The organism is Arthrobacter sp. ERGS1:01, from assembly GCF_001281315.1.
Lineage (GTDB): Bacteria > Actinomycetota > Actinomycetes > Actinomycetales > Micrococcaceae > Specibacter.
This window is the reverse complement of record NZ_CP012479.1, coordinates 97,401-109,728: the sequence shown is the minus strand read 5'-3', so window position 1 is coordinate 109,728 and position 12,328 is coordinate 97,401. Positions and strand designations below refer to the sequence as shown.

The 12,328-nt window shown below is 67.6% G+C and carries 11 protein-coding genes; 5 read left to right on the top strand and 6 right to left on the bottom strand.

What is annotated here, in order from left to right; all coding sequences use genetic code 11:
* Together AL755_RS04495 and AL755_RS04490 are read right to left on the bottom strand one after the other, a co-directional pair.
* Nucleotides 1-1,653, bottom strand: coding sequence for a threonine/serine exporter family protein (locus AL755_RS04495; RefSeq protein ID WP_445290490.1), 1,653 nt, complete (start codon nt 1,651-1,653; stop codon nt 1-3).
* Nucleotides 1,654-1,729: 76 nt separating this feature from the next.
* The gene (locus AL755_RS04490) at nt 1,730-2,803 is read right to left on the bottom strand and encodes a lipid II:glycine glycyltransferase FemX (protein WP_054009976.1); all 1,074 of its coding nucleotides are present in this window, start codon (nt 2,801-2,803) and stop codon (nt 1,730-1,732) included.
* Nucleotides 2,804-2,965: 162 nt separating this feature from the next.
* Here AL755_RS04490 and AL755_RS04485 point away from each other — a divergent pair, with 162 nt between their 5' ends.
* From AL755_RS04485 to AL755_RS04470, 4 genes are all read left to right on the top strand, one after another.
* The gene (locus AL755_RS04485; RefSeq protein ID WP_054009975.1) at nt 2,966-4,447 is read left to right on the top strand and encodes an ABC transporter permease; all 1,482 of its coding nucleotides are present in this window, start codon (nt 2,966-2,968) and stop codon (nt 4,445-4,447) included.
* Between the two features lie 4 nt (nt 4,448-4,451).
* Complete coding sequence (locus AL755_RS04480) at nt 4,452-5,129, top strand: ABC transporter ATP-binding protein (RefSeq protein WP_054009974.1); 678 nt, start codon at nt 4,452-4,454, stop codon at nt 5,127-5,129.
* A 185-nt stretch (nt 5,130-5,314) separates the two neighbouring features.
* Nucleotides 5,315-5,929, top strand: coding sequence for a ClpP family protease (locus AL755_RS04475; RefSeq protein WP_054009973.1), 615 nt, complete (start codon nt 5,315-5,317; stop codon nt 5,927-5,929).
* Nucleotides 5,926-6,546, top strand: coding sequence for a ClpP family protease (locus AL755_RS04470; protein ID WP_054009972.1), 621 nt, complete (start codon nt 5,926-5,928; stop codon nt 6,544-6,546). The genes AL755_RS04475 and AL755_RS04470 overlap by 4 nt, the downstream gene beginning before the upstream one ends.
* Before the next feature lie 86 nt (nt 6,547-6,632).
* Here AL755_RS04470 and AL755_RS04465 read toward each other — a convergent pair whose 3' ends face one another.
* The 4 genes from AL755_RS04465 to AL755_RS04450 are packed head-to-tail and all read right to left on the bottom strand — an operon-like array spanning nt 6,633 to nt 10,718.
* Complete coding sequence (locus tag AL755_RS04465) at nt 6,633-7,049, bottom strand: helix-turn-helix domain-containing protein (RefSeq protein WP_082368908.1); 417 nt, start codon at nt 7,047-7,049, stop codon at nt 6,633-6,635.
* A 45-nt stretch (nt 7,050-7,094) separates the two neighbouring features.
* Nucleotides 7,095-7,961, bottom strand: a complete 867-nt coding sequence (locus AL755_RS04460) for an enoyl-CoA hydratase/isomerase family protein (RefSeq protein WP_054009971.1) — start codon at nt 7,959-7,961, stop codon at nt 7,095-7,097.
* Nucleotides 7,958-9,211 carry a CaiB/BaiF CoA transferase family protein gene (locus tag AL755_RS04455; protein WP_237762586.1) on the bottom strand — a complete coding sequence of 418 codons (1,254 nt, stop codon included), beginning with the start codon at nt 9,209-9,211 and terminating at the stop codon, nt 7,958-7,960. The genes AL755_RS04460 and AL755_RS04455 overlap by 4 nt, the downstream gene beginning before the upstream one ends.
* Nucleotides 9,204-10,718, bottom strand: a complete 1,515-nt coding sequence (locus AL755_RS04450) for an aldehyde dehydrogenase family protein (protein ID WP_054009970.1) — start codon at nt 10,716-10,718, stop codon at nt 9,204-9,206. The genes AL755_RS04455 and AL755_RS04450 overlap by 8 nt, the downstream gene beginning before the upstream one ends.
* Nucleotides 10,719-11,032: 314 nt before the next feature.
* Here AL755_RS04450 and AL755_RS04445 point away from each other — a divergent pair, with 314 nt between their 5' ends.
* Nucleotides 11,033-12,328 carry a CAP domain-containing protein gene (locus AL755_RS04445; RefSeq protein ID WP_054009969.1) on the top strand — a complete coding sequence of 432 codons (1,296 nt, stop codon included), beginning with the start codon at nt 11,033-11,035 and terminating at the stop codon, nt 12,326-12,328.

Genomic DNA, 12,328 nt, shown 5'->3' with positions numbered 1-12,328 from the left:
TTAGCGGCGCCGGTTGCGCCGGCGGTCCTTGTGGCCGTTGGTGCGGGTGAGCGGGCGGGCAATGTTGTCGCCCAGGACCACGCCGGCGGCCACGGCCAGGATCACCACAAGGGCGTTGAAGATGCCCACGGCGCCGGTCACGGAGTCCTCCGGCGTGAGCGTCATGACGAACATGGCGCGGAAGATCGACAGGCCCACGAGCAGGAAGATGATCGACGGCACGGCCACCACGAGTTGCGGGGCGCCGAGCCGCAGTGCGATCACCCGGGCCAGGATGCCGATGATGACGGCGGCCAGGGCCGGCGCGAACCGACCACCCAGGCCCAATTGCAGGCCCGCGAAGTAGGCCAGGTAGCCCAGGAGGGCCACCACCGTGGTGGGCAGCACCAGGCGCACGGCGGTTTGTTCGGCGATGCAGATGGCCACGGTGGCCAACGCCACGAGCGGGAGCACCAGCAGCAGCGGCAGGGATCCGGCGATGGGTTCGGCCACGTCCAGCCGGTTGGTTCCAAAGAGCGCCGCCGTCACGAGGGCCACGGCGATGCCGGCCACAATGGCGCCAAAGCTCAGGAATGCGGACAGGAAGCGGCCCGCCGCGGTGACCGGGAAGCCGTTGATGGCATCCTGGACGGCGGAGACCAGCCGGCCCGACGGCAGCATGAGCAGGATTCCGCCGGCCACCACCAGGGACGGGCTCAGCGGAACGTGGAAGATGAAACAGACCACGGCCACCACGGTGACGATGAAGGAACTGATGGCCGTGACGAAGAAGTCCGGAACCCGCCACTTGCCCAGCACCCGGGCCACCTGGCCGGCCAGCAGGATGGTCAGCAGGGCCACGATCATGCCGAAGACGGAACCGCCGATCACGCCCACCACGGCCGCGGCAAACACGGCCTCGGCGAGGGACACCATCCAGCGCGGGAACGGCTTGGGCCGCTTGATGACGGTGTCGAGGCGGCGGTGCGCCTCGGAGCGGGTCACGCCGCCGGTGACGATGTCGGTCACGAGTTCGTGCACCTGCACCAGCCCGGCGTAGTTGTTGGTCCAGGACCGCACCACCCGCAGCAAGGTGATGGGTACGCCGTCGCGGTGGGCGTAGTTGATGATGACCGACTGGTTGGTGATGTCCACCTCGATGTTGCGCAACCCAAAGGCGGCCGTCACGGCGATGATGGACGTTTCCACCTCCAGGGCACCCGCCCCGTAGCGGAACATGGTCTCCGCCAGGCGCAGTGCGAAGTCGATGGTCTTGCGGGCCGATTCGTCGGCCTTCCCCACCTGGATCATGGGGTTGGCGTAGGGGCTGCCGGCCAGCCGCTCCACAATGTTCATGGGCGCCGTGGGCGGGGTCTCCCCCTGCACCAGGCGGCGCAGGACGTTTCGGGCGGCCTTGTTGGGGCGCGGGGTGGGCACCAGCGGGATCATCCCGGCCGGCGGCGCAGTGCCCGTGGCCTGCTTGGGGCCCGGGGCGGGTTTGGGCATCCGGGCCGCCTGGCCGACGCCCTCGAGTTCGCTGTTGCCTCGACCGGCAGGGCCGTTCCCGGCATCACCCTTGCCCGCGCTGCTGTTGCCCGCGCCACCGTTGCCGGTCTTGCCGGGACCTTGCCCATTACCTTCGTGCCCATTGCCGTGCTGGGGACTGCTGCTCATCCGCTCTCCCTGGGGCCGGGCCCCGCCGCACCCGGCGGCGTCCCTGTAGGGCCGTCGTCGTGCGGCTGTTGCGTGTCTAGTAGAACTTTTGTCCGGTGCGCCGGGTGTACAGCTGCCGGAACAGCCGTTCGCCGGCGACCGTCCACAATTTATACCGCACCGGGCTGAGCGGCAGGTCGTAGCAGCCCACAAAGTCGGTGACGGTCTTGGTGAAGCTGGTCTTGAACAGGCCCAGGCCGTGGTGCGGGTGGGTGGGGTCCTTGAGCCGGTCCGACGGCGGCGTGCCGCAGAAGTCGTACTGGCGGGCGCCGAGTTCCTGCATGTCGGTGATGGCGGCCCATTGGATCAGGTGCGAGTCACCGTACTGGGCGCGCTTTTGCAGCGAGCCGCCGTCCTTGTACGTGGCCTTGGCGCCGTAGTTGATGACGAACGCGCCCACCGAGGGCACCCCGTTCTCGTAGACAAAGTAGAACTGGCCCTGGCCGCGGTCGCAGAACCCGCTCCAGAATTGGCGGAAGTAGTCGAACTCACGGGCCTGGCCGGCTTTTTTCGCCTCGAAGGTGCCCTCCATCAGTTCGTACAGGGCCCGCATGGTGTCTTCGGTGGGTTCCATCCGGACCACTTCCACACCCTCGCGCTGGGCGCGGCGCACGGCGTTGCGCCCGCGCGAGTGCAGTTTGCGCAGGAGTTCGTTAGGTTCGGGGGTGATGTCCAGCAGGGCCGTGTTGTCGTTGGGCTGCAGGTCCGCCACCTTCACCAGGCCGGCACCCTCCAGGATGGTGCGCGCCTCCGGGGAGGCGACGACGTCGGGCTCGATCTTGACGGCGAACACGTTCAGCCGGGCCGCCCGGGTAAACGCGCGCAATGCCGTCATCATGGCGGGAATGTGGCTCACGTCCGCTACATCGGGTCCCTTGATCAGGTACCAGAACTTGCCCAGCAGGGGGAAGGATTTTTCCAGGACCAGGTTGTAGCTGGTGTAATCCGGGCCCTCAAACGCCACGAATTGGGGGGTCCAGCCGTAATTTTTCTTCACGGCGGCAAAGGCCTCGGACTGGAGCAGGTTGCCCCCGTTGGGGTTCGCGACCACCAAGGTATCCCACTGGTCGATCTCTGCGGCGGTGGCAAATCGGGCGGTAAATTCCAGCAAGTGACCCTCAATTACGTCGACATGTATTCGCTAACTCCATTCTACCGGGGAAGAATCTCACAGCCCGCACACAGGCAACCCATAATGAACGTCCTGCGGGTGCGCTCACGATTGAACCCAGACGGCCGCCGCGAGGGTGGTCACAGCACTAGGGAGTAAGACATGAGTGTCGTTTCACGGAGCGTGGGTAACGCGTTCCGAAACAAGGTGCGCAGCGGCGCCGTGGTGGTCATCCTGGCGGTGGCCATCGGTTTGGCACTGGCCATGCTGGTGGCCAACCAGGCCGTCGGTGCCAAGGTGGACTCCCTCAAAGCATCCGTCGGCAACAATCTGACGGTCAATCCTGCCGGCTCCCGTGGCGGCCTCGGCGGCGGTAATCCGCTGACGACGGCGGACCTCACCAAGGCCCAGGGCGTCGCCAACGTCTCCTCGGTGACCGGGACGCTCACTGTGCGGCTGGCCAATTCGGCCACGGCCAGCAGCTCCAGCTCCTCCTCCGGATCGAACGGGTCCACCGGTTCGGGCGGCAATTCCAGCACCGAACCGGGCCGTGGCGGCTTCGGCGGATTTGGCACCAGCGGAACCACCAGCCTGGAATCGGCCGTGGCGCCGGGGTCCATCGGCCAGCGCAACAACAGCAACGGCAACAGCAGCTCGGACTCCGGAACCACCACCCCCACCCGCACGTTCAGCATCCCGATCGAGGCCACCGGCGTTTCCACCTCGACCACGGCCACCGGCGCGGCCATCAACGTCACCACCGGTGCCCAGCTGAGCGATTTCGCGGCCAATTCAACGCAGGCACTGGTCGGCACCACGCTGGCCACGAAGAACTCCCTGAAGGTGGGCTCAACGTTCACCGTTCAGGACCGGACCATGAAGGTCGCCGGCATTTTTGACGCCGGGGACGCGTTCGACAACAACGCCATCTACCTCCCGCTGGCGGCCACACAGACCCTCACGTCCCAGGCGGGCCAGTTGAGCAGCCTGACCGTCGTCGTGAACAGCATCGACAACGTCGCCTCCACCCAGACGGCCCTGACCTCGGCATTGGGCGCCTCCAACGTCGATGTCACCGCGGGCTCGGCCAATCTGCAGAGCGCCATCATCTCGCTGGGGAGTGTTGCGAACATCTCGCTCATCGCGTTCATCGCCTCCCTCGTGACGGCGGGCCTGATCGTGCTGTTGATCATGATCATGGTGGTCCGTGAACGGCGCCGTGAAATTGGCGTCCTGAAGGCCATTGGCGCCTCCAACCGCACCATCGGGGTCCAGTTCGTCCTTGAGGCCATGGTCCTGGTGGTCCTGGGCACCGTGGTTGGCGCCATCGTGGCGGCGTTCAGCAGCAACCCGATCGTCAGCGCACTCGTTGCCGGCAACACCGGCACCACCAGTGCGGCCGCCGGTGCGGCGCGTGGCGCAGGCGGATTCGGTGGCGGCGGTTTCGGCGGGGGCGGGTTCACCCGGACCCGTGGCGCATTTGCCGGCGCCAACCAGCTGATCGGCACCATCAGCACCTCGATTGGCTGGCAGACGCTGGTCCTGGGCGCCGTCGGCATCCTGGCCATTGCGGCCATCGGCGCGCTCATCCCGGCCCTGCTGACCGCCAAGGTCCGCCCCATCGAAGTCCTGCGAGGAGAGTAAGACCATGCTGACAGTCAATGAGGTCGTCAAGACCTTCAATTCCGGCGACCGGACCATCAAGCCCGTCAACGGCGTGAGCTTCAGCCTGGAGCAGGGCACCTTTGCCGCCATCCTTGGCAAGAGCGGCAGCGGCAAGAGCACGCTGTTGTCCCTCCTGGGCGCCCTGGACAAGGCCACCTCGGGTGATGTGATCGTCGACGACGTGAACATTTCCAAGCTGCCGGACAGGAAGTTGACGGCCTACCGCCGGGACGACATCGGGTTTGTCTTCCAGGCGTACAACCTGATCCCGAACCTCTCGGCCAAGGAAAACGTCATGCTGCCCATGGAGTTTGCCGGCCTGTCCCACGGTGAGCGCAGCAAGCGTGCCGCGGAGCTGTTGGACCAGGTGGGCCTGACGGAGGAGATGCACCAGCGCAAGGCCAACCGGCTTTCCGGCGGCATGCAGCAGCGTGTGGCGATTGCCCGGGCCCTGGCCAACAACCCGAAGCTGATCCTTGCCGATGAGCCCACGGGCAACCTCGACGACGAGACGGGCGAACTGATCATCGCCCTGTTGCGCCAACTGGCCCACGAGAAGAAGACGACGATCCTGGTGGTCACCCACGATCAAGCCCTGGCCCGGCAGACGGAGCGCCGCTTCCGGCTGGCCCGCGGCAAGATCACCGAGGACGAAAACTAGCCCCTCGCCATCTGTGTTGCAGTAGTTACACGCCAAACAACCGAAATCAGTTGAATGATGTGCAACTACTGCAACACAGTTCGTTAAGGGGCAGCTACCTGGTTGGGAAGGCCCGCCGCCTGCGGCAGATCTGCTGCAGGCAGGGAATTGCTGACACCACAAGGCATCCGGCACAGGCTGGTGGCATGGATGAAAACTACAAGCAACCGGTCTTTACCGCGTTGGCCCGGGAGCAGCTGCTGGCAAAGCGGATCCTGGTCCTCGACGGCGTGCTCGACGACGACAACGGGACGCTGCTCGCGGCCCAGCTGATGGCGTTGGCCACCGATGACGCCTCCACGGACATTGCGCTGTGGATCCACTCACCCGGCGGGTCGGTGCCGGCCATGTTGGCCCTGCACGACTTGATGCGCCTGGTGCCATGCGACGTCTCCACCCTGGTCCTGGGCCTGGCCTGCAGCGCCGGGCAGTTCCTGCTCTCCGGCGGCACCCCGGGCAAGCGCTTTGCGCTGCCGCACGCACGGGTGCTGATGCACCAGGGCTCCGCCGGGATTGGCGGCTCGGCCGTGGAGGTGGAGGTCCAGGCCAACGACCTCCGGCAAACCCGGGACACCGTGCTGGGCATCATCGCCGAGGACACCGGCCAGCCGTTGCAGCGCATCTTTGACGACTCCCTGCACGACCGCTGGTACACGGCCGTCGAAGCCCGGGAGTACGGCTTCATCGACGGGATCGTGGAGCGCTTCGAGCAGATCACGCCGTCCCGGCACCGCCGGGTGGGCCTGGGGGTGCAGGCATGAGCGGCTACACGATTCCCAACGTCATTACCTCGGACGCCCGCGGCGAACGGATCATGGACGTCTATTCACACCTTCTAACCGAGCGGATCGTGTACCTGGGCACGGCCATCGATCCGGGCGTTGCCAACGCGCTGATCGCCCAGCTTCTCCATCTGGAGGCGGCGAGCCCGGACCGCGAAATCAACCTCTACATCAACTGCGAGGGCGGCGACATGACCTCCATGCTGGCCATCTACGACACCATGATGTACATCCAGTCGCCCGTCGCCACCACCTGCGTGGGCCAGGCGATGGCCGCCGGAGCCGTGCTGTTGGCTGCCGGTGAACCCGGTCGGCGGGCCGTCTTGCCGCACACGCGGGTGGTCCTGCACCAGCCTGCCGCGCAGGGCCGGGGCACCATCCCCGATTTGATCCTGCAGGCCGACGAGGTGGTGCGGATCCGGGCCGAACTGGAGGAGATCCTTTCCGTCCACACCGGCCAGTCCGTGGAAACGCTGCGCCGGGACACCGACCGGGACCGGATCTTCACGCCGGCGGCCGCGCTCGAGTACGGATTGATCGATGAGGTCCTGGGCAAGCGCGCCCGGACCCGGCCCGAGTTGGCCCGCACGGCCTGAGCGCCCGCCGTCGTCGGTCTTCTGCAGGGGGCCGACGACGCCGGTCGCCGGCTTGTGCGGCCGGCCCGGCTACCCAGCCGGCCCGGCTAAGCGGCGAGCGACAGCGAGACCTGCGAGGTCCAGGAGGCCTGCCGGGCCGGGCCGGCGGACTGCGGAACCCCGAGGGCCGGGACCGATTCGAGAACCAGCAGACGGCGGCCGTGCCGCAGCTCGGCGGTGACTTGTTCGGTCAATTCCAGCAGATTGCTGCCGAGTGCCCCGGCAACGGCGGCGATCATCTCGCTGGACGGTTCCTTGCGACCGCGCTCAATCTCGGAGAGGTATTGCGGGGAGATGCCGGCCGTTTGCGCCGTTTCCACCAGGGTTTCCGCGCGGTGCAGCCGGAGCCGGCGCAACCGCCGGCCGAGGACCTCCCGCCACAACGGTTCGGGCGTTTCCGTCCGTGGCACGGACCCGTCGGCGCGCGGCGCCGGCAGCGGATGAAGGCTGGCTATCTGTGACATGCTCCACAGTAACCACGCCAGGGGTGCCGCGCGCCGGTGTTCTGCTCAGGGCAGATGAGAATCCGGGCCGGGCCCGCTGGACCAATCCGGCTCGTCCGCCCCGGCCGCCGGCTGCGCGGACGGCCGCAGCCAGCTGAACTGCGGCGCCTCCTTGGCCAGGAACGCCGCAATGCCAATGCGCGGGTCCTCGGCCGCGGCCATCTCGCGCTGCCAGTACGCGTTCCGCTCCGCCAACGCCGCCTCGGGTGCCCCGCCGCTGATCGTGTTGATGAGGTCCTTTTGGGACTGGATGGAGAACTGCGAGCGCCGGCCCAAATGGTTGGCGAAGGCGGCAACGTCCTCCCAAAACGTGGCGATGCCCAGCATCTTCGTGGCAAGGCCCAGGCGGACGCCGTCGGCGGCGTTGATGAAGTCGCCGCTGAACAGCAGGTATTTTGCCGTGGCCGGGCCCACCAGCTGCACCAGGCGCCGGATCCCGGAGAGCGGGTAGACAATGCCGATCCGAGCCGGGGTGATGCCGAAGGTCGCGTTTTCGGAGGCGAGCCGGATGTCGCAGGCGCCGGCAATCTGCCAGCCGCCGCCCACGCAATAGCCGTCGATTGCGGCGATGGTGGGTTTGCGGAAGCGGGCCAGCGCCTCCTCGGCGATGGTGATGTCGCCGCCGTCGTTGTGGCCCGTGGCCGGATCATGCAGGATCCGTTGCACCGCGGAGATGTCGGCGCCGGCGGAAAAGTGCGTCCCCGCCCCGCGCACCACCAGCACCTTGACGGCGTCGTTCGCGTCAAGGTGTTCCAGCACCGCCTCGAATTGCTGCCACATGGCCTCCGTGACGGCGTTGCGCATGGCGGGATTGTCCAGGATGAGGGTTGCCGTGGCGCCGTCAATGTCGACGCGCAGCGTGCCGTCGCTCATGGCACGCCGCCGGTGGACGCCGGCGGCGCGGCCAGCACCACGCCGGCGTCGAGCAGCCCGGCGATCTGTTCCGGGCTGAGTTCCAGGCCCTCCAACACGGCCAGGGTGTCCTCGCCCAGCACGGGCGGGGCCTTGCGGATTGTGGGCGCCGTGCGGTTGATGGAGATGGGGCCGCGCACCAGGGGCAGGGCCGTGCCGTCGTTGCGTTGCACGGTTTCCACCAGGTCCAGGGCCCGGACTTGTTCGTCGGCGAAGGCTTGTTCGTAGTTGTAGATGGGCCCGGCCGGGATGGCCGCTCCGCGCAGCAGCGGCAGCCACTGCGCGGCCGTGCGCCCGGACAGCAGTCCCTCGAGTTCGGCCTTCAGCGCCGGCTCATTGGAATGGCGCAGATTGCTGGTGGCATAGCCGGGACGGTCCGCCAGTTCCGCGGCGCCCAGCAGCACGCAGAGTTGGCGCCACTGTTTTTCGTTGCCCACCGCGATGATGAGGGGAATGTCCGCCGTGGCGAACACCCCGTACGGCGAAAGTGCCGGGTGCGTGTTGCCCTGCGGCTCGGGCACCACCCCCGTGCTGAGGAACTGCTGGCCCTGGAAGGCGGAGAGCGCCAGCCCCGTTTCCAACAACGACGTCGCCACCTCCATCCCCGTGCCCGTGCGGGCCCGCCCCACCAGGGCCGCGGCGATGCCCAGCGCGGTGTTGATGCCCGACACCAGGTCCACGATCGGCACGCCCACCCGGAACATGTGCCCGGCATCGGAACCCGTGACGGACATGAGCCCCGTCATGCCCTGCGCCACCTGGTCCAGGCCCGGCGCGTGGCTCAGCGGCCCCGTGGCGCCAAAGCCGCTGACGGAGGCGATGATGATCCCCGGCTTGGCCACGCGCAGGGCGTCCGGGTCAAGGCCCATGGTGGCGAGGACGCCGGGGCGGAAGTTTTCCACCACGACGTCGGCGCCCAGTGCCAGCGTCCACAACAGTTCCCTGCCGGCCGGAGTGTAATAGTCGATCGCGATGGACGCCTTGCCGCGGTTGACCGAGTCAAAATAGAGGCTGTGATCGTCCTCGAAGGGTGGCCAGCCCCGGCTGGAATCGCCGCCCTTGATGGACTCGGCCTTGATGACCTCCGCCCCCAGGTCGCTGAGCAATGCGGTCGCGTAGGGCCCGGCCAGGGCGCGGCTCAAGTCAAGGACTCGGATCCCCGCCAGCGGCAGGGATCCGTCCAGCGGCAGGGCAGCATTCTCCTCAGCCACGGGAGACGCCGCGCAGTTTCACGTTGATCTGCTTGGTTTGGGTGAAGCCTTCCAGCATGCCCTCCAGGGACACCTCCCGGCCCATGCCGCTTTGCTTGTAGCCGCCGTACGACTGCCCCACCACCTGCCCGCCGCCCTGGTTGACCTGCACCCAACCGGCGTCGATCCCGTGCGCGGTGTTCAACGCGTCGTCGAGGTTGTGGCTCCACACAAACGCGGCCAGGCCGTAGTTGGTGTCGTTCGCCATGGCGATGACCTCGGCCGTGTCCCGCCACGGGATGGCCACGAGCACCGGGCCAAAGATCTCCTCCCGCGCCAGCCGGAAGTCGTTGCGACCGCCCCCGAAAATGGTGGGCAGGTGGTAGTAGCCCTCGGTCAGTGCACCCTCGGTGGGGGCGTGCCCGCCCAGCACGGCCGTCATGCCGGGGGTGGCCCGGCCCTCGTCGAGGTATTGGCTGATCTGGGTGTGTTGTTTGAGGTTGATGATGGCGCCCATATCCGTGGACTCCTCCAGCGGATCGCCCACTTTCAGGGCGCCGAGCTTGGCGGTGAGCCTTTCGAGCACCTCGTCGTAAATGTCCTCGTGCAGGTACAGCCGGGACCCGGCCGTGCAGCTTTGGCCCTGCCGAAGGAAGCGGGAGGCCAGCAGCAACCCGTCGATCAATTCCTCGTCCACGGCGTCGGGGAACACCACCGAGGGGTTTTTCCCGCCCAGTTCCAGGGACATGTGGGCAAGCCGGCCGCCGGCCTGCGCACCCACCGAGCGCCCCACCTCGGTGGAACCGGTGAAGGAGATCTTGTCCACGCCGGGATGGGTGGCGAGGGCGTCGCCAATCACGGCCCCGCGCCCAGTCAAGGCATTGACGACGCCGGCCGGCACGTGATGGTTGCAGACTTCCGCCAGCAGCAAGATGGTGAGCGGGGCGTCGTCGGCGGCCTTCATTATGACGGTGTTCCCGGCGGCGAGCGCGGCCGGGATCTTGAAGGCAGCGATCATGAGCGGGGAGTTCCAGGGCAGGATGCACGCCACCACGCCCAGCGGTTCGAGCCGCGTGTATTGGAGTTGGTCGTCGCCGGCCGGCAGCGTGGTGCCCTTGACCTCCCCGGCGATGCCGGCAAAGTAGCGGAACATGGCCACCATGGTGGTGGCCTCGGGGCGGGCCTGGGTGCGCAGCGCGTTGCCGGTATCCAGTGCCGTGAGCCGGGCAAATTCCTCGGTGCGCTGCTCCAGCTCGTCGGCGATGGCCAGCAACGCCTTCGTGCGGCCGGTGAAATGCTGGGAGCGCCATGCGGGGTACGCCGCCCGGGCCGCGGCCACGGACCGCTCCACATCCCCCACCGTCCCGGCGGGCACCCGGCCAATGACGCTTTCGCGGCGGGCCGGGTTGTGGACGTCGCGCCAGGCGCCGCCATCGGAGGCCACCGGCTCGCCACCTATCCACATGGGATGGTCCTTGACGGGGTAATCGGCTCCGGCAAGGGCAGTGCTGGGGAATTCTTCGGTCATGGCGGTAAGTGTCCTTTTCCATGCGCGGCGGCGGGCTCGCGGACGGCACCCGGGCGCCGGCACCGGCTGCGCGGGCATGTGCCCCAGCCAATCCGTGCCACAACTGCCATGCCGAAAGCCCCTTTGCTTTACTTTTCCCATTATGCCCCGCCACCCCGGTGGGGCCCGGATATTCCGCCGGCACTTTTCGATCCTTGCCGGCCGTGGGCGCGCCCGGGCTTGTCGGGGCCCTCGCGGCGCCGACGACGGCGGCTACGATGGGGAGCAACTGTGCCCGCACTCCGCACCACCATTCTTAACGCAAGGAAAGTTACATGCGAAAGCTATCCGGACTGTTCGTGGCACTTGCCATGACGGCGACCCTCCTCACGGGGGGCCTTGCTCCCGCCCAGGCCGCCCCAGCCCAGGCCGCTCCGGCAGCCCCCGCAGCTCCGGCAGTGAGCGATCCGTTCCTGGCCAAGATCCTCGAGCAGGCCAACGCCTACCGCGCCGCCAACGGCGCCGGCCCGCTGGTCATCAACACGGCCATGTCCACCGGTTCGCAGCAGTGGGCCGCCACCCTCAATGACCGCGTCAACAAGGGCATCGACATCATGCCCAACCCGCACCGTTCCGATTACGGCAAGTCGATCCTGCCCAAGGGCTACGACTGGTTCTCCGAGATCATCGGCATCAACAACACCGCCCAGCAGGTCGTGGACTGGTGGATGGGCTCACCCGGCCACCGCGCGGCCCTGATGGACAAACAGGCCACCGACATCGGCATCGGCTACGTCAAAACCACCAAGGCCGGCTGGAGCGGCATGACGATCGCCGTGGCCAACCTGGCCGGCTACCCCGAATCCCGGAAGAACCAGCCCCAGCCCCCGGCACCGCCCGTGGCCAGGGCCGGCGATGTGGCCGCGATCGACCCCGCCGGCAACCTGTTCATCTATGCCTCGGCCCAGGGCGGGGACCTGTGGCAGCGCACGTTCGTCTCCGCCGGCTGGTCCGGCGTGCAGCAACTGGACCTTGCCGACTACAACGCAGACGGCATAACGGACGTGCTGGCCATGTGGAAGAACGGCGACCTCACGGTGAGCTACGGCCAGGCCAACGGAACCCTCAAGGCCGCCCAAGTCATCGGCAGGGGCTGGACGGGCATGGACATCGTCGTGTCCAAGTGGCGCACCGCGGACAAGTTCCCGTCGGTCATTGCGAAGTACCGGGGCACGGGAGAACTGTTCCTTTACCCGAACACCAACGGCACCAATTTTGGCGCCAAGGTTCGGATCGGCACCGGCTGGGGCTCGCTGAAGATCAGCGCCGTGGACTTTGACGGAGACCAGCGCCAGGACATCGTGGCCCGCAACGCCGCCGGCCAGCTCCTGCTCTACCGCGGCACCGGCACGGGCGGCTTTGTCAGTGAAAGCCGCCGGGTGGTTGGGACGGGCTGGGGTTCATTCACCCACATCCAGGGCATCACCAACCATCTCGGCACCAACGCGGAGGGCCTGCTGGCCCGGACCGCCAACGGGGACCTGCGGCACTATCCGATCGCGAAGAACACCTTCGGCCCCGCCGCGGTCATCGGCAGGGGCGGCTGGGGACCGCTGATCCTGGGCAGCTAG